The organism is Paraburkholderia polaris, assembly GCF_012927345.1.
In the GTDB taxonomy this organism is placed as follows: domain Bacteria; phylum Pseudomonadota; class Gammaproteobacteria; order Burkholderiales; family Burkholderiaceae; genus Paraburkholderia; species Paraburkholderia polaris.
In genome coordinates this window covers 39923-59043 of the sequence record NZ_JABBGJ010000011.1, presented here as the reverse complement: position 1 = coordinate 59043, position 19121 = coordinate 39923, and the positions used below count along the sequence as shown (strand labels likewise).

The 19121-nt window shown below is 63.1% G+C and carries 17 protein-coding genes, 3 tRNA genes and 1 pseudogene; 14 read left to right on the top strand and 7 right to left on the bottom strand.

What is annotated here, in order from left to right; all coding sequences use genetic code 11:
• Window positions 1-23: 23 nt before the first annotated feature.
• Together HHL24_RS12035 and HHL24_RS12030 are read left to right on the top strand one after the other, a co-directional pair.
• On the top strand, window positions 24-299 hold the full coding sequence (locus HHL24_RS12035) for a hypothetical protein (protein ID WP_054036190.1): 276 nt from the start codon (window positions 24-26) through the stop codon (window positions 297-299).
• Window positions 299-787 (top strand): GNAT family N-acetyltransferase, encoded by a 489-nt coding sequence (locus tag HHL24_RS12030; RefSeq protein WP_169485695.1) that lies wholly within the window; start codon window positions 299-301, stop codon window positions 785-787. Before HHL24_RS12035 ends, HHL24_RS12030 begins: the two co-directional genes overlap by 1 nt.
• A gap of 52 nt (window positions 788-839) precedes the next feature.
• Here HHL24_RS12030 and HHL24_RS12025 read toward each other — a convergent pair whose 3' ends face one another.
• The 5 genes from HHL24_RS12025 to pncB form a co-directional block, all read right to left on the bottom strand.
• Complete coding sequence (locus tag HHL24_RS12025; RefSeq protein WP_169485694.1) at window positions 840-2288, bottom strand: DNA recombination protein RmuC; 1449 nt, start codon at window positions 2286-2288, stop codon at window positions 840-842.
• Window positions 2285-3274 (bottom strand): 2-hydroxyacid dehydrogenase, encoded by a 990-nt coding sequence (locus tag HHL24_RS12020; RefSeq protein WP_169485693.1) that lies wholly within the window; start codon window positions 3272-3274, stop codon window positions 2285-2287. The genes HHL24_RS12025 and HHL24_RS12020 overlap by 4 nt, the downstream gene beginning before the upstream one ends.
• 66 nt (window positions 3275-3340) lie before the next feature.
• Window positions 3341-4768 carry a sodium:proton antiporter gene (locus tag HHL24_RS12015; protein ID WP_169485692.1) on the bottom strand — a complete coding sequence of 476 codons (1428 nt, stop codon included), beginning with the start codon at window positions 4766-4768 and terminating at the stop codon, window positions 3341-3343.
• Between the two features lie 67 nt (window positions 4769-4835).
• The gene (locus HHL24_RS12010) at window positions 4836-5498 is read right to left on the bottom strand and encodes a LutC/YkgG family protein (protein WP_169485691.1); all 663 of its coding nucleotides are present in this window, start codon (window positions 5496-5498) and stop codon (window positions 4836-4838) included.
• Window positions 5499-5668: 170 nt separating this feature from the next.
• Window positions 5669-6865: a nicotinate phosphoribosyltransferase gene (pncB, locus tag HHL24_RS12005; RefSeq protein ID WP_169485690.1), complete on the bottom strand. Its 1197-nt coding sequence runs from the start codon at window positions 6863-6865 to the stop codon at window positions 5669-5671.
• A gap of 280 nt (window positions 6866-7145) precedes the next feature.
• Between pncB and fdxA the strand changes: the two genes are divergently transcribed.
• The 9 genes and pseudogenes from fdxA (at window position 7146) to HHL24_RS11960 (ending at window position 12263) form a co-directional block, all read left to right on the top strand.
• Window positions 7146-7469, top strand: coding sequence for a ferredoxin FdxA (fdxA, locus tag HHL24_RS12000; protein ID WP_054036179.1), 324 nt, complete (start codon window positions 7146-7148; stop codon window positions 7467-7469).
• A 115-nt stretch (window positions 7470-7584) separates the two neighbouring features.
• Window positions 7585-7660, top strand: a tRNA-Asn gene (locus HHL24_RS11995).
• A 62-nt stretch (window positions 7661-7722) separates the two neighbouring features.
• Window positions 7723-7798, top strand: a tRNA-Asn gene (locus HHL24_RS11990).
• A gap of 62 nt (window positions 7799-7860) precedes the next feature.
• Window positions 7861-7936 (top strand) — tRNA-Asn (locus HHL24_RS11985).
• A 240-nt stretch (window positions 7937-8176) separates the two neighbouring features.
• Window positions 8177-8653 (top strand): CreA family protein, encoded by a 477-nt coding sequence (locus HHL24_RS11980; RefSeq protein ID WP_169485689.1) that lies wholly within the window; start codon window positions 8177-8179, stop codon window positions 8651-8653.
• Window positions 8654-8807: 154 nt separating this feature from the next.
• A complete protein-coding gene (locus HHL24_RS11975; protein WP_169485688.1) occupies window positions 8808-9635 on the top strand; it encodes a helix-turn-helix transcriptional regulator in 828 nt (275 codons plus the stop codon).
• 329 nt (window positions 9636-9964) lie between these two features.
• A pseudogene (locus HHL24_RS11970) lies at window positions 9965-10720 on the top strand (AzlC family ABC transporter permease); the annotation flags it as partial.
• An 80-nt stretch (window positions 10721-10800) separates the two neighbouring features.
• Window positions 10801-11124, top strand: coding sequence for an AzlD domain-containing protein (locus HHL24_RS11965; protein WP_169485687.1), 324 nt, complete (start codon window positions 10801-10803; stop codon window positions 11122-11124).
• Between the two features lie 368 nt (window positions 11125-11492).
• Window positions 11493-12263, top strand: coding sequence for a DUF4088 family protein (locus HHL24_RS11960; RefSeq protein ID WP_169485686.1), 771 nt, complete (start codon window positions 11493-11495; stop codon window positions 12261-12263).
• Window positions 12264-12377: 114 nt separating this feature from the next.
• Here the strand turns inward: HHL24_RS11960 and HHL24_RS11955 are convergent, their stop codons facing one another.
• Both HHL24_RS11955 and HHL24_RS11950 read right to left on the bottom strand, forming a co-directional pair.
• Window positions 12378-14528 (bottom strand): ATP-dependent helicase, encoded by a 2151-nt coding sequence (locus tag HHL24_RS11955; protein WP_169485685.1) that lies wholly within the window; start codon window positions 14526-14528, stop codon window positions 12378-12380.
• A 190-nt stretch (window positions 14529-14718) separates the two neighbouring features.
• Window positions 14719-15174, bottom strand: coding sequence for a hypothetical protein (locus tag HHL24_RS11950; RefSeq protein ID WP_169485684.1), 456 nt, complete (start codon window positions 15172-15174; stop codon window positions 14719-14721).
• A gap of 304 nt (window positions 15175-15478) precedes the next feature.
• Between HHL24_RS11950 and HHL24_RS11945 the strand changes: the two genes are divergently transcribed.
• The 3 genes from HHL24_RS11945 (at window position 15479) to panS (ending at window position 18843) form a co-directional block, all read left to right on the top strand.
• Window positions 15479-15697, top strand: coding sequence for an RNA-binding S4 domain-containing protein (locus HHL24_RS11945; protein ID WP_011489423.1), 219 nt, complete (start codon window positions 15479-15481; stop codon window positions 15695-15697).
• Window positions 15698-16036: 339 nt separating this feature from the next.
• On the top strand, window positions 16037-17449 hold the full coding sequence (locus tag HHL24_RS11940) for an MATE family efflux transporter (protein WP_169485683.1): 1413 nt from the start codon (window positions 16037-16039) through the stop codon (window positions 17447-17449).
• A 434-nt stretch (window positions 17450-17883) separates the two neighbouring features.
• Window positions 17884-18843, top strand: coding sequence for a ketopantoate/pantoate/pantothenate transporter PanS (gene panS / locus HHL24_RS11935; protein WP_169485682.1), 960 nt, complete (start codon window positions 17884-17886; stop codon window positions 18841-18843).
• The last annotated feature ends 278 nt before the right edge of the window (window positions 18844-19121 follow it).

Here is a 19121-nt window from a genome sequence, read left to right as displayed (position 1 = left end):
TACGACACACGGGTTTGACTTACATGAAAAAACAGATCTCGTTCATTGCACCGGGACAGACGGCTAAGGCGCTTATCCTCGTGTACCTGACATTCTCGGTGCCGATCGTGCTGCTCGGCGTGCTGGTGGCGTTCATCCGCTACGGCTCGGTCGAACTGAGCACGGTGTTCAGCGCGCTGCTGCTGAACGCGATTCTCGGCTTCATTCTGCTGTGGATTGCATGCCACGCGTACAACTGGGTGGCGTCGCGCTTTGGTGGCATCGAAATCCAGCTGACCGACGCGCCGGAAGAAGCGTAATGACCGCGACGATCCGCGTCGCGACGCCTGAGGATACGGGCGCAATCTTCGCGCTGACGTACGAGCTGGCCGAATTCGAAAGCCTCACGCACGTATTTGTCGCGACCGAAGACGGTTTGCATGACGCCCTGTTCGGCGCGCGGCCCTCAATCGAAGCGCTGGTGGCGGAAAACGAAGGACGCATCGTCGGCTACGCGCTGTTCTTCCACAATTATTCGAGCTTCGCCGGCAAGCGCGGACTGTATCTCGAAGATGTCTACGTGCAACCAGGGCAACGCGGCAGCGGTCTAGGCGCCGCGATGCTCGCCCGGCTGGCGGCGCTGGCAGTCGAGCGACAGTGCGGACGCTTTGAATGGACCGTGCTCGACTGGAACAAGCAGGCCATTAGCTTCTATGAGAAGTTGGGCGCGACAGTGATGCCGGATTGGCGTGTCGTGCGCCTGACGGGCGACGCGCTGGAACGATTGGCCGCAGGAGCCGCTTCCTGAGTTTGAGCCGGCTCGGCATACGGGTTCGTCTCCTATTTGCCCCCATCCAGCTTTACTGCTCGTCAGGATCCACGCCCGATAGCGCATCGCCGAGCAACCCGCTCGCCTCTTCGCCCGGCAATGCCTCGACGTCACGCAGCTTGCGGTTCATGACGCGAGTGCGTGTTTCCGCGGCTTCGATCGAACGCGTAACGGTTTCAAGCTGCGCCTTGGTCTTTGCGAGCACGTCACCGAACTTCCCGAACTCCGTTTTCACCGCGCCGAGCACTTGCCACACCTCGCTCGAGCGCTTCTCAATCGCAAGCGTGCGGAAACCCATCTGCAAACTATTGAGCAACGCGGTCAGCGTGGTCGGGCCGGCAATCGTCACGCGGTAGTCGCGTTGCAGCAGGTCCGTCAGACCCGGCCGACGCAGGACTTCCGCGTACAAGCCTTCAGTCGGCAGGAACAGCAGCGCGAAATCAGTGGTGTGCGGCGGTGACACATACTTTTCCGCGATCGTGCGCGCTTCGGCGCGTATCCGTGCTTCGAGCGCGCGCGACGCCTCCTCCACCGCCACTGGATCGGCGCGTTCCTGAGCCTCGATCAGCCGCTCGTAGTCTTCGCGCGGAAACTTGGCGTCGATCGGCAACCAGACCGGCGTGGCAGGACCACCCGCCTCCGCGCGGCCCGGCAGTTTGATCGCGAATTCGACGCGATCGGCGCTCTTCGGCACCGTCGCGACGTTCTTCGCGTATTGATCCGCGGTGAGCAGTTGTTCGAGCAGTGCTTCGAGTTGAACTTCGCCCCATGTGCCGCGCGTTTTGACGTTGGTGAGCACCTTCTTCAAATCGCCAACGCCCGCGGCCAGCGTCTGCATTTCACCGAGACCGCGATGCACCTGTTCCAGCCGATCCGACACCAGCTTGAACGATTCGCCCAAACGCTGTTCGAGCGTGGCGTGCAGTTTTTCGTCGACGGTGCGGCGCATTTCTTCAAGCTTGGTCGAGTTGTTCGCCTCGATGTCTTTCAGCCGCTGCTCGATGGTCGTACGCACTTCGGCAAAGCGGCGGTCGTTCGCCTCGGTGAGCTGCCCCAGTTGCAAGGTCAGCGTTTCGCCGAACTGCTTGAGCGTGCGCCCTTGCTCATCGCGTGCCTGCTGCGCCTGCTGCTGCAGGCTGTGACGCACCGCGTCGAGCTGCTGCGCGAAGCCGTCGATCTTCCCGCCCTGCACTGTCGTCATACTGCTGAATTGCGATGCCAGCGTTTGCTGAAAGTGCGCGAACCCGCTGCTCTGCTCGGTACGCGAAACGCGCGCCGTCTCGGTGATGTCATTGCGCAGTTGCCGCTCGAGCCGCTCATAAGCATGCGACTGCGCATCTGCCGCTGCGTCGATACGCTCGCTGAGAATCTCGAACTGCTCGCTTCCGTCAGCGCGACTGTTGCCGCGCATCAGCAATGCCAACGCGATAACCAATGCGACCGCCAGCACTGCAACGGCCGCCACCAGAATCATTGTCATGAACGCGCCTTGCCGATGACTTCGGGATTGATCGGATTCGGCGGCCGGCCGGCGCGCGGACCTTCACCCAGCGCTGCGATCAGATTGTCCGCGGCGAGGTTCGCCATCGCGCGGCGCGTTGCTTCAGTCGCGCTGGCGATGTGCGGCGTCAGTACAACATTCGGCACGCTCAGCAGAGCCGGATTCAGATTCGGCTCGCCTTCGTAAACATCCAGGCCCGCTGCGGCGATCTGTTTCGTGCGTAGCGCCTCGACCAGCGCCGCATCGTCAACGATGCCGCCGCGTGCGATGTTGGTGAGCGTTGCGGTCGGCTTCATCTGCGCGAGCTCGGCCGCGCCGATCGTGTGATGGTTTTCCTTCGTGTACGGCAAAACGAGCACCACGTGATCGGCACGTTTCAGCAGGTCCTGCTTGGACGCGTATTCCGCGTTCAACTCCGCCTCGATCTCAGGCGCGACGCGCGAACGGTTGTGATAGATCACCTGCATGTTGAAGCCCTTCGCGCGACGCGCCAGCGCCTGCCCAATCCGGCCCATGCCGATCACGCCGAGCGTCGCGCCGCAGATGTCAGTGCCGAGAAAGCCGTCATAGCTCCACTTCTGCCATTTGCCTGCGCGCAGCCAGTGCTCCGATTCGGCGATGCGGCGTGCCGCGGCCATCATCAGCGCCCAGCCGAAATCCGCGGTCGATTCGTTCAGCACGTCCGGCGTATTGGTGCCGAGCACGTTCGACGCGTTGAACGCGGCCATGTCGAAGTTGTTGTAGCCCACCGCCATGTTCGACACCACGCGCAGACGCGGCGCCGCTGCGAGCGCCGCGGCGCCAACCGGATCGCCCGCGGTCAGCGCGCCGTCTTTATCCGCGAGACGGCGCGTCAACTCCTCGGCGGACAACACGTCGCCCTGGTGCCAGTCGACGTCGAAATACTGTTTGAGCCGTTCGATCACATCGGGAAAGATCGGACGGGCGACGAGGATCTTCTGCATTGCAATTCTCCGAATAGCACGTCGAGTTCAATTGCCTCGGCGTCAGGATAAGCACGAAACCAGCCGTCAGAAAAACAGCCAGCCGGTGACGAGAAACAGCGGCATCAGCACCACCACCGACCAGCCGAGATACGCGAAAAAGCTCGGCATGCGAATGCCGCGCGACTCCGCGATCGCTTTCACCATGAAATTCGGCGCATTGCCGATATACGTGTTGGCGCCCATGAAGACCGCGCCGGCCGAGATCGCCGCGAGCGTGCTGGCGCCGGTGGTCATCAGCGTCTGCGCGTCGCCGCCGGCGAGGTTGAAGAACACCAGGTAGGTCGGCGCATTGTCGAGAAACGACGATAGCAAGCCGGTCGCCCAGAAATACATCAGGTCGTGCGGCTGGCCGGACGGATTGACCAGATGAACGATGCCGGCAAACGCGCCCGCCTCGCCGGCACGCAGGATCGTGATGACCGGCGCGATCGTTACGAAGATGCCGGCAAACAGTTTGGCGACCTCTTCGATCGGCGCCCAGTTGAAGTCATTGCCCGCACGTGCGGCGCGCGGCGTCAGCGCCAGCGAGAGCAAGGTGACGCCGATCAGCGCGACGTCGCGCACGGCATTTTGCAACGCGACGTGCGTACCGAAGACGTCGAACACGACGTCCGACTTCCACAGTCCGCTCATCAAAACCAGCGCGATCACGGCAGCGAGAAGCACGAAGTTGATCTTGCCGTCGATGCCCAGTGGCGGCGTATCCGGCGTCGGATCGAGAAAGCGCGAGCGCTCTTCTTCGCGTCGATGAAAATAGTACGAGTCCAATGCATAGAACGCGGCCAGCAGCACGACGCAGACGAACAACATCGGCAACGCCAGATGCGTGGTGGTCCAGAAAAAACTGACGCCCTGCAGGAAGCCGAGAAAGAGCGGCGGGTCGCCGAGCGGCGACAGCGAGCCACCCGCGTTTGCGACCAGAAAGATGAAGAACACCACCACGTGAACGACATGCTTGCGGTTGTCGTTGGCGCGCAGCAATGGGCGGATCAACAGCATCGCCGCGCCGGTCGTACCCATGATGCTGGCCAACAAGGTGCCCAAGGCGAGAATGGCGGTATTCAGCCGCGGCGTGCCATGCAGATTGCCGCGCACACAGATGCCGCCTGCGACCGTATAGAGCGCCGTTAGCAATACGATGAACGGAATGTATTCTTCGAGCACAGCATGTACCAGCGTGCCGAATGCAACGCCCGTACCGAAGGTAAGCGCAAACGGCACCAGGAACAGCAGCGCCCACGCTGCCGCTATCTTGCCGAAATGGTGATGCCAGAATGCCGGCGCGACCAGCGGGAACACCGCGATCGACAACAACACGCCCGCAAACGGCAAGCCCCACAGCGCCGACAAAGTCGCGCCGTCGAGCGTAGCCGCCGATGCCAGTTGAGGCCACCCTGCCAGCGTCAGTGCAGCGGCGAGCACCATGCTCGACCATACGGCATGTCGTTTCATATCTTTGAAGTCCTTGTTACCGCGGGCAGCCGTGCGCGCCGCGAGGAGACAGCAACGCGCGACGTGCTCAGGCGCCACGTACGACGATCACATGCACCCGATACGGCCCATGTGCGCCAAGCACGATAGTCTGTTCGATATCGCCGGTGCGCGATGGCCCGGAGACGAAATTGACCGCACGCGGAAGTTCACCGCGTTCGCTGCGGATCAGTTCGAACGCCTCCTCATGTCCTGAGACGATGCGCGAAGCCGGCACGATCGCAATATGCGTTTCCGGCAACAGACCTGCCGATGCGTAGGTTTGCGGCCCGGACAACAGAACGAGGGTGCCAGTCTCCGCGGTCGCACAGAAGCAGCCGGTGAGCCCGACCACGTCGCCGTCTTCAGGCTTGCGGAATTCGACGGTGAGGCCGGCTTCGGCCCATTGCAGATCTTGCAGGGTTTGCCATGCAATTGCCTGCAGCGGCAAAGCATGTTCGGTGAGGTAGCGCTGCGCGGCGGCAGGCACCTCGCTCAGTGACTCGACCGTATCGACAGTGGTCGCCATTTTCTGCGCTTCTTCAATGAAGCGCGTGGTCAGATCGGCCGGCATCTCCGGACGCGGACCTTGGGGATGGCGCGCCAGATAATCCGCAGCAGCCTCGCGCTCGGAAGCGGACGGCTGAGGCTCGCGCCCCTGCGCTGCGCGGATGCGCGCCAGGATGTTACGGCGGGCAATCGATGTATCCATATGCGAAATCCTCGTGTCGACAGCCGTGCGATATGGCGGGAATTATACCGGCCACCCTGCCCGCGAACACCCTGGCTGAACGGCCTATGGCCGCGTATCGGCCGCGCGGCAAGCGCGATCTCCGCGAGGTATCGGCACCTGAGTCGCACATGAGCCACGCAGGCGCCACATTACTTCGCAGCGTCTTCCTCGGGCTGCGCAATGCCGAATACCTGACGCAGATACGCGAGATAGGCCTTGTCTTCGCACATGTTCTTGCCCGGCGAATCCGACAGCTTCGCCACCGGCTGACCGTTGCAGCGAACCATCTTGATGACAATCTGCAACGGGTTGTAGCCCAGGTCGTTTGTCAGATTGGTTCCTACGCCGAATGCCAGCTTGCAGCGGCCGCGGAAACGCTCGTACAGTTGCAGCACCTTCGGAATGTCGAGCGCGTCGGAGAACACGAGGATCTTGGTGCGCGGGTCGCAGCGGTTTGCCTCGTAGTGCTTGAGCAGGCGCTCGCCCCAGTCGAACGGATCGCCGGAATCGTGGCGCGCGCCGTCGAACAGCTTGCAGAAGTACATGTCGAAGTCGCGCAGGAACGCCTCCATGCCGTACACGTCCGACAGGGCAATACCCAGGTCGCCGCGATACTCCTTCGCCCACATCTCGAAGCCGAAGATCTGCGAATCGCGCAGCCGCGGACCGAGCGCCTGACATGCCTGCAGGTATTCATGCGCCATCGTGCCGAGCGGCGTAAGGCTGTGCTTCATCGCATAGAAGACGTTGCTGGTGCCGGCGAATTGCTCGCCGAGGCCGTCTTTCAGCGTGAGGATCACTTCTTCGTGCCATTGCTTCGAGAAGCGGCGCCGTGTGCCGTAGTCGGCGATCTTGCAGTCGGCGAATTCCGGGCGCGCACCCAGCAGCTTGATCTTTTCGACGAGACGGCCGCGCCCTTCGCTGTAATCAGGCTTTTGCTGGGTGTTGCGGAAGTAGACCTCGTTGACGATCGCGAGCATCGGGATCTCGAACAGGATCGTGTGCAGCCACGGCCCCTTGATCTCGATGTCGATTTCGCCATTGCCTTTCGGCGACGGTTCGATCGAAATGTATTTCTCGCTCAGATGGAACAGCGCGAGAAATTCGATGAAGTCGCCCTTGATGAAGCGCATGCGCCGCAGGTAGTCGAGCTCGTCGTCAGTGAAGCGCAGATCGCACAGCTTGCGCACTTCATCGCGAATCTCGCCGATATACGGCACGAGGTCGACATTCGGCGTGCGGCAGCGAAACCGGTACTCGACATTCGCCGCGGGAAAGTGATGCAACACCACTTGCATCATCGTGAACTTGTACAGATCGGTGTCGAGCAGCGAAGTAATAATCATGATGGCGCGAACTGGACTGCAGGAAAAACGGAAGGCTTGGCTCGACCAACCGCGCCAACCCATGCGCGTGCGGCGCGCCCCGTGCGCGCCAACCTGACGCATGTTACCCGAATGCGCCTGGATTCAGCGCGCGGTCGGGCGGCCGCGCCGGACGCCATAAACTAATCACGAAAACGTATAAAAGGCATTGCCCGATGCCGTATGCGGCTCTTGACGTTACGTTACAATAGCGCTTTTGGCGTTTTCGCCTTCCCTGATTCCGCATGCAGGAGCTGCCTGAATGACTCACGTTGTGACCGAAAGCTGCATCAAGTGCCGCTATACCGACTGCGTCGATGTGTGCCCGGTGGACTGCTTTCGCGAAGGTCCCAACTTCCTCGCGATCGACCCCGATGAATGCATCGACTGCGCTGTGTGCGTGGCCGAGTGCCCGGTGAACGCCATTTATGCCGAAGAAGACGTGCCGGGCGACCAGCAGCACTTCACCGAGCTGAATGCCGATCTGGCGAAGAACTGGCCGAGCATCACCAAGACCAAGGCGCCGCTGCCGGAAGCCGACGAATTCAAGGACGTGAAGGAAAAGCTGGCCCTGCTCGTACGTTAAGTAGCGCGGCCCGTCTCCCGCTGTTGCATTCGAATCAAATCGAGATGAACACAGGGTATTGACAGGCGCTTAGTCACCTCCTACAATTTCGCTTCTCTGCTGTTTGTTGTTCTGTTCCTCGATAGCTCAGTCGGTAGAGCGCCGGACTGTTAATCCGTAGGTCCCTGGTTCGAGCCCAGGTCGAGGAGCCAAGAATTGCAAAAGCCCGTTAACCAATACGGGCTTTTTTATGTAGATCAAGTTGTACTGCTGTTCCTCGATAGCTCAGTCGGTAGAGCGCCGGACTGTTAATCCGTAGGTCCCTGGTTCGAGCCCAGGTCGAGGAGCCAAGAATTGCAAAAGCCCGTTAACCAATACGGGCTTTTTTATGTAGATCAAGTTGTACTGCTGTTCCTCGATAGCTCAGTCGGTAGAGCGCCGGACTGTTAATCCGTAGGTCCCTGGTTCGAGCCCAGGTCGAGGAGCCAAAAAATTTAGAAGGCCCGCATTCGTGCGGGCCTTTTTGTTTTGGCTTGGCGTTTTGGCTTGGCCAGTTTCAACACCGGGTCAGGTGGCCTGCGTCGGACGACGATCGCTTGTACCGCCGGAAGGTAGCGCATGGCCCAGGGCATTTGCACTGACCCTCTGACGGCAGCCCGTTATAGGATGGTGTTTTATCGGCGCAACTCCTCCCGCGCCCAACCCAAACGCTCATTCCCGGCCATCTCATGAAACCGATCTTGTTGCGCGTCGCGCTTGTCGTCACTGCCGCCCTGGTGCTGCCTCCGGCACACAGCGAAGAAGTCGGCAGCGTCAATACCAATTTCCGCATTACCGGCTCTGACCGCGTGGTCGTCGAAGCCTATGACGATCCGTTGGTCCAGGGTGTGACCTGCTATGTATCGCGGGCGCGCACGGGCGGGGTCAAGGGCACGCTCGGCATCGCCGAGGATCCAACAGAGGCGTCGATCGCCTGCCGGCAGGTTGGCGCGATCCGCATCACCGGCCCGCTCAAGCAGCAAGCCGACGTGTTCTCGGTAAGCATGTCACTGATCTTCAAATCATTGCATGTGGTGCGGGTGGTCGATGCTAAGCGCAACACGCTGGTGTATCTGACCTACAGTGACCGCGTCGTCAGCGGCAGCGCGAAAAACAGCGTAAGCGCCGTGCCGATGCCGGCCGGTACGACGATCCCGGTCAAGTAATCGGCGTCCTACGGCAAAACTCACTACGCAAAGGCATGCACGCATGAGTAACGGCACCGGCAGCGGCCACAGCGCGCTACACTGACCGGTCCAGCCGGACCGTCGGATTGCCGGATTGCCGGACCACCGGACCACCGGATCACGCACTTCCACCATGACCGCCCATCGCTTCCAGGATTCCGCGCGCTACTGGCGCACGCCGCTTCTGCCCGGCGCGGACCTGCTCACGGCCGAATATCACGACCACGAGTTCACGCCGCATTGGCACGATGCGTACACGATTCCGGTGATCGTCGCGGGCGCCGAGGGGTATCGGTATCGCGGTTCGAACTATGTCGCCGAAGCGGGCAGCGTGCCGATCGTCAATCCCGGCGAGTTGCACACCGGTTCTAAGGCTGTCGAGGCAGGCTGGCGGTATCGCGTGATGTATGCGCCGGTGGATTTCATCCACGATCTCGCCAGCGAAATCGCCGGCAAGCCGCAAGCATTGCCGTGGTTCGCGCCGGGGGTGATCCGCGATCCCGATCTGGCGCAGCGACTGGCGCGCGCGCACTGCCTGCTGGAGGCCGGCGACGATCCGCTTGCCGCCGAGGCCGCCATGCTCGACGCTTTGTCTACCTTGCTGCTCCGCTATTCGCAAACGCAGCCGGAACCGTCGCGCCTCGCCACCGACGACGCCCGCGTCGCGACCATGCAGGAGCGCCTGACCGGTGACCTCGCCGAAGCTGTCACGCTGGCCGAAGTCGCGCGGGCAGCGGGACTGTCACCCTTTCACGCCGCACGCCTTTTCAACCAGGCAACCGGCCTGCCGCCACACGCGTGGCGCAACCAGATGCGCCTGCAACGCTCGCTTGCACCGTTGCGTGCGGGGGTCTCCGTGACGGATGTCGCCGCTGCCAGCGGTTTCACGGATCAGAGCCATTTCACGCGCCATTTCCGGCGCATGTTCGGCGTGCCGCCAGGACGCTGGCAAGGCAGCTGACGCGGGGCTCACGGACGACAGGACGGCGCCTGCGAGGTGTGATTGCAACGCTATCGAGGCGCCTGGCCGGCCGTTCGTCCATCCCAAACGCAGCATACGTGCCCACACCGGCAGTCCGCACAACCGGCCCACGCAGCGATGCAATCTCTGGACGACCTCCTCAGGGGTCCGCTCCGATTGGCCCCCGCGCTACGCCTCCATCCGCCTCGGACATTGGAACAACCCGGTCTACCGGGCACCGCCCTCCGCAGCATCTGCGCACCCACCGCAAGAACGTACAAGCCCCACTCGGCACCCCTCGCTATGCTTGCCGAATCAAGGAGGCAAGATTGACCCATTCCAACCCCGGCCAGCGCTCAAGCTCAGGCCACTTAAAAGAGTTCACCGCCGGCGCGCGCGACATTATCCCGATGATGGTCGGCGCGGCGCCCTTCGGCGTGATCTTCGGCACCCTGGTTGCGTCCGGCCCGCTGCATCTATGGCACGGGCAGCTGATGTCGCTTGTCGTGTTCGCCGGCTCCGCGCAATTCATCGCGCTGGGCCTGATCGCCGGCCACGCGAGTTTTGCGGTGATCTGGGCGACCACGCTCGTCGTCAACCTGCGTCACGTGCTGTATAGCGCGACGCTCGCGCCGCATGTCGCGCATCTGTCCGCGCGCTGGCGCTGGGCGCTCGGCGCACTGCTCACTGACGAAGTCTTCGCAGTCGCGTGGGAACATTACCGGCATCGGGAGCCCGGTACGGTCGGCCCGCACTACTTCTTCGGCGCGGGTCTGGCGATGTACCTGAACTGGCAGCTCTGGACCGTCGCCGGCCTGCTGTTCGGTGCGGCCTTTCCGGGTCTGCAGTCGCTTGGGCTCGATTTCGCCATGGTCGCAACCTTCATTGCGATCGTCGTGCCGCAGCTCGTCGCGCTGCGCTATATCGCGGCGGCCGTCACCGCGGGCACGCTAGCCTTCTTCTGGCAGGCGTGGCCATACAAGCTCGGCCTGCTCGGCGCAGTGTTCGCGGGCGTGGCAATCGGTGTCTTGCTGTCGTCGCCGCGGTTTGGGCGAGGCGCGCGGGGAAATCGCGAATCCTCGCGAGAAGCTTCGCGCGAAGCCTCGCAAGGGCCCCTGCGGGAAGCCCCGCGGAAAATCTCGAAGGAAACCATGGAGGCATCGCGATGAACTACGTCGTTCTGATCCTCGGCATGGCAGCCATCACGTGGGTGATCCGCGCCGCCGTCTTCGTGCTCGGCGACCGGCTGGTGTTTCCGCCGCTCGTGCGCACCGCGCTCGGCTTCGTGCCCGTGACAGTGCTGACGGCGATCATCGTGCCGATGGCTGTCTCGCCGCACGGCACCAGCGCCGAATTGACCTGGCGCAACCCGCAACTGGTCGGGGCACTGGCCGCTATCGCGGTCAGCGCGCTGACGCGGCGGCCGCTGTTGACCATAGCGGTCGGCCTGACGGTCTTTTTTGTCTGGCAAGGCGTCGTGCTTAAATAAGCGCAAACGGCCGGTATCGGCACAGCGGAGTGGCCGCATGTCTGGCGCCGTCGCTCCGGTGCCGCGAGGCGCTGCGCACCGGCACCGCCTCGCACTAGCGGCGCCGAGCGCGTATTGCTTGCGCACCACGCTCAACCGGGCGACGCCGACGCCCACCTCTAAACCGGTCGTCAATCAGCCACTAACCCTTAAGTTTCCCTTAATTCCGCCGATATGAAGTCGAGGTCCGCTCATCGGGATACATCCCGCTGATTACGCGACAACAGGCAGGAATCAACCGCGCCGGCATTTGGCGTCGCGTCTCACAGGGTCCGGGTGCGATCGGGCGACATGACGAGGCCGCGCGGCAGGACCAAACGGGATAACACATGGGTCAAATCACCCTCACGCTCAAAGACGAGACCATTGCGACGCTGCGCAAGGATTTCGACGCTTTTCTGCGGGTTTCGCTGAAGCTCGATCCGCAGTTCGCGACGCCGTCGTTTGAGGACTTTTTGCGCGCCAAGCTGCTCGACAACATGGTGCCGCTGACAGAACACGCGGTTCAGCGGATGTTGCAAGGTGGCCAGTATGCTTGGGCGAAACGTACGCTGGACAAGGAATTCCCGGACGTCGTGGCGATTCTGATCCGGCAGGCGGGGGAATTCGGTTTCGGCTTTGCGGCCCGTTCGGAATGGACGCCGGAAGAGCTCGCCAAGCAGTGCCGCGACTGGGCGGCGGCCATCGTCAAGGAAGCAGAAGGCGACACCGCGCTGATCGATCCGCTCGCGGCGCAGATCAAGAGCGAGGCAAAGGATATTCAGGCGCTCGAGGAGATCATGCAGACGCCGGCCTGGCGTCTGGTGGAATCGCTGCGTCAACGCGTCTACGAAGCCAAAGTGGCGTGCGAAACAGGTGTGGGCAGCATCGCGCGCGAAAAGCTCGGCGAACTGCGTGGCCTGTTGCGCCTGGGTATTTCGCACGGCTCGTTCCAGAAGCAGGAAGCGCAGCAGATCATGGAATATCTGCGCTTGCTGAAACCGGAAATTTTCGTCGAAGAACCGTATGACGTGTTCTCGCGCCTCGCCGCATGGCTGCGCAATTTCTTCGTGCCACCGCGTCCGGCGCCGCAACAGCAACAACAACGGCAGTCGCGCTAAAACCAGCCGGCAGCGGCTAGCTGCAACCGGGGGTGGCCGCAACGCTCACCGGGGCGTCAGGAAAGAGGCCAAAGAAATGCGGCCTCGATCGCGCCCGAACCCGGTATCGCCGCGTCAATCCCACATCTTCCTGAGCTTCGCCCCAATCTCGATCTTCGCCTGCGCCGCCGCGGCCAGCCCCGCCGCTGTCGGCGTGCTCGGCACTGGCACGCGCGGCCAGGCGTAGGCGTCGAACAAGGGCATCAGATGCGCCGGAATGAACCGTGTGCGCGACGCCCATACGTGACGGTCACCCGTATGGGTCTGGTTGTGCACGTAAAAGCGCTGCGGCACGACGATATGCAGGTCTTCCTTCGCGCGTGTCATTGCCACGTATAACAGGCGGCGCTCCTCGTCGATTTCCTCTTCGCTGCCGGTGCCGAGATCGGACGGAATGCAACCGTCGACGCCATTCAGCACGAACACGTTGCGCCACTCCTGCCCTTTCGCCGAATGGATCGTGGACAGGATCAGGTAGTCCTCGTCGATCAGCGGCACGCCGGATTCGTCGCTGGTGGCGTCGGGCGGATCGAGCGTCAACTCGGTCAGGAAACGCTCGCGCGATGCATAGGTGCCCGCGATGCTTTCCATCTGCAGCACGTCCGCATGACGAATCGCCGCGTCCTCATGGTTGCGCTCGAGATGCGGCTCGTACCAGCGCCGCACCATTTCGAACTCGGCTGGCCACGGCGTCTGGCGACCGTACACGCTCGACATCAGCTTGACGAACGGATGCCAGTCTTCCTGTGCACGAGCAGGCGGCGCAAAGGCGGCCAGCGCGCCACCGGCGCTATGGGTGATATCGGCCGGATTGCCGCCGGCCGCCCGGGCCACGACCTCGTCCAGCACCTTCGCGGCGGTGGCGGGACCGATGCCCGGCAGTAATTGCACAACGCGAAAACCAGCGACTCGGTCGCGTGGATTCTCCGCCCAGCGCAGCACAGCGAGCACATCCTTGACATGCACTGAGTCGAGAAACTTCAGGCCGCCGAACTTCACGAACGGAATGTTGCGCCGGGTCAGTTCGATCTCGAGCGCGGCGCTGTGATGCGCGGCGCGAAACAGCACCGCCTGTGACTTGAGCTTCATGCCCTGCTCGCGCGCTTCGAGCACCTGTTCGACGATGTAGCGCGCCTGATCCGCTTCGTCGGCGACCGTCACCAGACGCGGACGCTGCGCCGAGGCCTTGTCGGTCCACAGATTCTTCGTGTAGCGCTCGCTGGCAAGCTCGATCACCGCATTCGACGCCGCCAGAATCGGCCCGGTTGAGCGGTAATTGCGCTCGAGCGTGATCTGCCTCGCGGGCGGATTGAAGTGCGCCGGGAAGTCGAGAATGTTGCGCACGGTAGCGCCGCGAAACGAATAGATCGACTGGGCGTCGTCGCCGACCACCGTCAGGCCGCGGCCATCCGGTTTCAGCGCGAGCAGGATCGACGCCTGCAAGCGGTTGGTGTCCTGATACTCGTCGACCAGAACGTGATCGAAGCGCGCCGACAGATCGGCCGCGATCGCCGGCTCCGCGGCCATATGCGACCAGTAGAGCAGCAGGTCGTCGTAGTCGAGCACGCTCTGTTTCTGCTTGGCTTCGACATACGCGGCGAACAGCATGCGCAGATCGGCTTCCCACTCGCGGCACCAGGGGAACGCGCTGTTGAGCACATCGGCGAGCGACGCGCCGGTGTTCACCACGCGCGAGTAAATCGCAAAGCAGGTGCCCTTGGCTGGAAAGCGCCGCTCTTTCGCCGACAAACCGAGCTCGTGGCGCACGAGATTCATCAGGTCGGCGGAATCCTCACGGTCGTTGATCGTGAAGGCGGGCGCGAGGCCGATCAGGTCCGCGTATTCGCGCAATAGCCGCGCGCCAACGCTATGGAAGGTCCCGGACCACGTCAGCCCTTGCGCCAGCGCGGCCCGCGTACCGAGCGCCGCACCGGCGATGCGCGTGACGCGGCGGGTCATTTCGAGCGCGGCGCGGCGTGAGAAGGTCAGCAACAGGATACGGCGCGGATCGGCACCCTTCACCACCAGATTGGCGACCCGGTGCGCCAGCGTGTTGGTCTTGCCGGAGCCGGCCCCCGCGATCACCAGCAGCGCGCCCGGCGGCGCGCTGGCACTGTCGGCGCCGTATTCGACGGCTTCGCGTTGCGCGTCGTTGAGCTTTGCCAGCCAGACGGCGGTGTCGGTACCGGAATCGGACGGTGGCGGAGATTCAGCGACGGAGAGCACAGTGGATTCGGGCCTGAGATGGAGTTAGCGCGGCGACGCATACTGTATATCCATACAACTATCAGAGACAAGCGACCCTTTTTTCCGTACCGCCCAGAAAAAATGGCCCGGGCGCATGGGCGCTCCGGGCCATTTCTCTTCGGCGTGGCGGCGAGGAGGGCCGCCACGTCAGGTGCTGCAGAACTCAGGCTTAATGCTTCACGTCAGCGCCGTCGTCCTGATCGGCTGTCTGGCCTTGCATGTTCATCTTCATTTCATTGTTGGCGGTCTGCTTGTCGGCCTTCTGGTTGATCTTGGCGTCACGCACCTGCTCCTTGTACTGTGACTTGGCGGCCTTTTGCTGTTCCTTCAACTCTGCCTTGGACGCCTTCTTCGACGCCTTGTATTCGGCATTAGCCTGAGCGTTGGCGTCGCGCTTCTGGACCAGCGGATCGGTCGAGCCCGATGCCGTCAGACGCGTCGGCGCCGGCGTCACCGGCTGCACACCCTGCGCGGCCGGTGCTGCGGGCGCGACATCGGCGCCTTGGGTCTGGACCTGTGCCTGGCCGTTCATACCGGCGGCCGGTTGTGCGGTCTGCGCGAGCGCAGCGGTAGCGGCAAAAGCAGTCAGGGCGGTACCGATCAGGAGCGTACGAATCTGGGTCATGGCTAAATCCTCTCTAAAGTTGTTGTGACGCGGGTGTCATATCCGGCGCGGCATTTGATGTGTGCTTCACGCGCGCCTCGCCCGGTCTTGTCGTTGCCAGAAAAATCCAGCAGGCTTTCCTACAGACCCGCACTTTACGAGTGAAGTTCTCAACATACGACCAGTGTTACGGAACGTTTCACTTTCTGACAACTGCATAACATTTGCTTGCAATTGCCTGAGCGAGGCCCGGCACCACGGGACTTTCATTCAGGGCGAGCTTCTGGCTTATGATGCGAACCCTTTGCTTCAAGGTGCAAACGCCATGCCCAACCTCGATTTCACACTGACCGGCGACTACGTCGAACTGCACAATCTCCTGAAGATAACGGGGCTCGCGGACAGCGGCGGGTCGGCAAAAATGATGGTCGCGGACGGCGCGGTGACCGTCGATGGCCGGGTCGAAACGCGTAAAACCTGCAAAATCCGCGCGGGTCAGGTCGTGCTGCTCGGCGATACGCGAATCGCGGTGCACGAGGCTTGACGCGCGGGGTCGCCGGTTTCGGGACACATTCGCAGCCAAAAAACGCTGAACCGGAGACTGGCGGCCGAGAACTCGAAGACTAACGGCCAACGGCTCGTCATCCGGGACGTTGAGTCCGAAAACTCGGAGGACTGCACGCACCAAAATCGTGCCTCCTCCATCGACATCCCCGCGCCCAAGCAATAAGCTGTCAGTTTCGACAGACAAACAATCGGCTGACAGCCGCCCTACGCTTTCGGTGAGCCTCCGCATTTCATCACGCCACCGGCGGCGCGCACGCCCGTGAGCCGTTCGGCTTGCGCCCGCCGCCACGCTGTCGCCCCTGCTTCCAAGCGCTCCATGACTCAATCCGGCTTCACCCGGGTGGCCGCCCGGCCGCCGACCCTGACCCGCCACGCCGCCGACACCGCCCGGCTCGCGGCCCCGCTTGCCATCGCGCAACTGTCGCAAATGGCGATGGGCGTCACCGACACGATCCTGCTCGGCTCGCTCGGCCCCGACGCGCTCGCCGCCGGCGGCCTCGGCGCCAACCTGTTCTTCGTCGTGGTCACGCTGCTGCAGGGCGTGCTCACCTCCGTCAGCGTGAGCGTGTCGCATGCGCGCGGCGCGCAGGACGAAGGCCGCGTGCCGCATATCTACTGGACCGGCCTCGTGCTGTCGGTACTGCTGTCGGTGCCCGCGTTCTTTCTGCTGTCGTTCGCCACGCCGATCCTGCTGGCGTTCGGCGAACCCGCGCTGCTTGCGCACAATGTCGGCGAATACGCGGCGGTGCTGCGCTGGGGCTCGCTCGGCAGCCTGATCGGCGTCGGCCTGATGCGCTCGTTCCTGCCGGCCATCGGCGCGGCCAAGCGGCTCCTGTGGGTCTCGCTCGTCAGCGTGTTCGTCAACGGTTTTCTCAATTACGGGCTGATTCACGGCGTCTACGGATTGCCCCGCCTCGGCTTTCTCGGTTCGGCGGCGGCCACCTCGATCACCGTCTGGCTGAGCGCGCTCGTGCTGATGGCCTTGTTGCATCTGCGGCCACGCTATAAACACTTCGTCGTCGCAACACGGCCGAACGTGCCGTTGATGGGCGAGCTGTTCGGCATCGGCTGGCCGGTCGCGATCACCTACGGCGTCGAGTCGACCCTGTTCCTCGCTACCGGCCTGATGGTCGGCCTGCTCGGCGAGTCGCAACTGGCCGCGCATCAGATCGCGTTGAACGTCGCCTCGGTGGCCTTCATGGTGCCGCTCGCGATCGGCCAGGCGGCCAACGTGCGGGTCGGCTACTGGTCCGGCGCCGGCCAGCCGCTCGCCGCGCGCCACGCCGGTTTCGTTGCGCTCGCGCTCGGCGTCGGCTTCATGACGCTGTCGGGCATCGTACTGATCGCCGCGCCGCACTGGATTGTGGGCCTGTATCTGCATCTCGACGACCCGGCCAACGCCGCCACGGTTACGTTGGCGAGTTCGCTGCTCGGCGTGGCCGCCATTTTCCAGATCGTCGACGGCATGCAGACGGTCGGCTCGGGCTGCCTGCGCGGTCTGAAGGACACACGCGTGCCGATGATCGCCGCGACGTTCGGATATTGGGTCATCGGCTTTCCGACCGGTTACGTGCTGGCCTTTCACTTCGGGCTGGGCGCGCGCGGTTTGTGGTGGGGACTCGCGGCCGGCCTCGCAAGCGTTGCGCTGCTGATGACGCTGCGCTTTCACAAGCTGAGTTTGCGGCGCGTACCGGTCACGCCCGGCGCGCCGTCTGCTCCATCGGCATGAGCTAAGCAAATCACAGATGATTGGTTGGCGAGGCGCCGCCCACGCGCTAGGATTCAGTGTCTTCTAGACACTCCTCTGACAGGGTTCAACCCGCGCACTGCGCGGGTTTCTTTTTTGTGCGGCCGCTTTCGGGCATGCGGTTGGATGCAGCGGCCAGGTTCGACCTTGTCAGGTCATCTGGTTGCACGTGCAACCATCGTTTCCCGGCAAACGTGCCGCGAACGGTAAAATACGTGCTTTGGCAAAACCGCGCGCACCCGCGTGACGCCACTCGCGCTCCTCACGAAGGCCTGCGCCGCCCCGACGGCCCGACACCCGCCGCCTGAGCCTGCCGCTCCTCGTGAGCGGCACCCCAAGCATGCATCGCGCTTCGCGGCATGCCGCTCGACCGACCATCAATTCTCGCTATAAAACATAACCAAGGACCACCCGTCATGCTTGCCCGCGTCACCCGTTTATTTCCGCTCTGGGCCGTGTTCGTTTCGATTGCCGCGTACTTCTCGCCCGCCTCGTTCACCAGTATTGCGCCGCATGTCACCACGCTCCTGACGATCATCATGCTGGCAATGGGCGTCACGCTATCGGTGGCCGATTTCCAGCGCGTCTTCACGCGGCCCGCGCCGGTGGTCGCCGGCATCGTGCTGCATTACCTCGTGATGCCGCTCGCCGCGTGGGCCATCGCCAAGGCACTGCGCATGCCCCCTGATCTGACGGCCGGCATGGTGCTGGTGGGCAGCGTGGCAAGCGGCACGGCGTCGAACGTCATGATCTATCTGGCGCGCGGCGACGTGGCGCTGTCGGTGACGATCAGCGCGTTGTCGACGCTGGTCGGCGTGTTCGCGACGCCGCTGCTCACGCGCCTTTATGTGGACGCATCGATCGCCGTCGACGTGCACGGCATGCTGATGAGCATCCTGCAGATCGTCGCGTTGCCGATCGTGGTCGGCCTCGTCGTCAACCAGTTGTTCAACAAGGCGGTGCGCAAGGTCGAGCCGATTTTGCCGCTGATCTCGATGGTTGCGATTCTGCTGATCATCGGCGCGGTGGTGGGTGGCACGCAGAAGAGCATCGCGTCGGTGGGCCTCGTGGTGATGCTGGGTGTCGTGCTGCACAACGGCATCGGTTTGCTCGGCGGCTACTGGGGTGGCCGTCTGCTCGGCTTCGACGAAGCCGTCTGCCGCACGCTCGCTATCGAAGTGGGCATGCAGAACTCGGGACTCGCGGCCACGCTCGGCAAGCTGTATTTCACGCCGATCGCGGCGTTGCCGGGCGCGTTGTTTTCGGTGTGGCATAACCTGTCCGGCTCGCTGCTCGCGGGTTATTGGGCGGGACGCCCCGCGAAAGGGTCTACGCATCCGGATGGCGAGCGCGCGTTGACCGCCGAACGCGGGTAATCACCATCAAGCGGTAATCGGGCGTCGCTCGAGCGGCCATTGAGCGACGCTCAGGCGGGTCGAGCGACGCTCAAGCGGCTATCGAACGACGATCGTCCGGTTATCGCGCGACGATCAAGCAGCCGTCGAACGCCACGGATCGCAGGCTCTTTGCTTTGACTAGCGGCATCTATCCGCGCGCCTTTAACGTGCGGATAGAATGCGCCACGCGGGCCCACAATCCTCGCTGACATCCCTCGTTACGATCCCCCGGAAGAACGAAAGCTCACCGGCCTGAT

Coding starts and splice junctions, on each gene's coding strand:
- HHL24_RS12035 (WP_054036190.1), top strand. CDS start 24: ATGAAAAAACAGATCTCGTTCATTGCACCGGGACAGACGGCTAAGGCG.
- HHL24_RS12030 (WP_169485695.1), top strand. CDS start 299: ATGACCGCGACGATCCGCGTCGCGACGCCTGAGGATACGGGCGCAATC.
- HHL24_RS12025 (WP_169485694.1), bottom strand. CDS start 2,288: ATGACAATGATTCTGGTGGCGGCCGTTGCAGTGCTGGCGGTCGCATTG.
- HHL24_RS12020 (WP_169485693.1), bottom strand. CDS start 3,274: ATGCAGAAGATCCTCGTCGCCCGTCCGATCTTTCCCGATGTGATCGAA.
- HHL24_RS12015 (WP_169485692.1), bottom strand. CDS start 4,768: ATGAAACGACATGCCGTATGGTCGAGCATGGTGCTCGCCGCTGCACTG.
- HHL24_RS12010 (WP_169485691.1), bottom strand. CDS start 5,498: ATGGATACATCGATTGCCCGCCGTAACATCCTGGCGCGCATCCGCGCA.
- pncB (WP_169485690.1), bottom strand. CDS start 6,865: ATGATTATTACTTCGCTGCTCGACACCGATCTGTACAAGTTCACGATG.
- fdxA (WP_054036179.1), top strand. CDS start 7,146: ATGACTCACGTTGTGACCGAAAGCTGCATCAAGTGCCGCTATACCGAC.
- HHL24_RS11980 (WP_169485689.1), top strand. CDS start 8,177: ATGAAACCGATCTTGTTGCGCGTCGCGCTTGTCGTCACTGCCGCCCTG.
- HHL24_RS11975 (WP_169485688.1), top strand. CDS start 8,808: ATGACCGCCCATCGCTTCCAGGATTCCGCGCGCTACTGGCGCACGCCG.
- HHL24_RS11965 (WP_169485687.1), top strand. CDS start 10,801: ATGAACTACGTCGTTCTGATCCTCGGCATGGCAGCCATCACGTGGGTG.
- HHL24_RS11960 (WP_169485686.1), top strand. CDS start 11,493: ATGGGTCAAATCACCCTCACGCTCAAAGACGAGACCATTGCGACGCTG.
- HHL24_RS11950 (WP_169485684.1), bottom strand. CDS start 15,174: ATGACCCAGATTCGTACGCTCCTGATCGGTACCGCCCTGACTGCTTTT.
- HHL24_RS11945 (WP_011489423.1), top strand. CDS start 15,479: ATGCCCAACCTCGATTTCACACTGACCGGCGACTACGTCGAACTGCAC.
- HHL24_RS11940 (WP_169485683.1), top strand. CDS start 16,037: ATGACTCAATCCGGCTTCACCCGGGTGGCCGCCCGGCCGCCGACCCTG.
- panS (WP_169485682.1), top strand. CDS start 17,884: ATGCTTGCCCGCGTCACCCGTTTATTTCCGCTCTGGGCCGTGTTCGTT.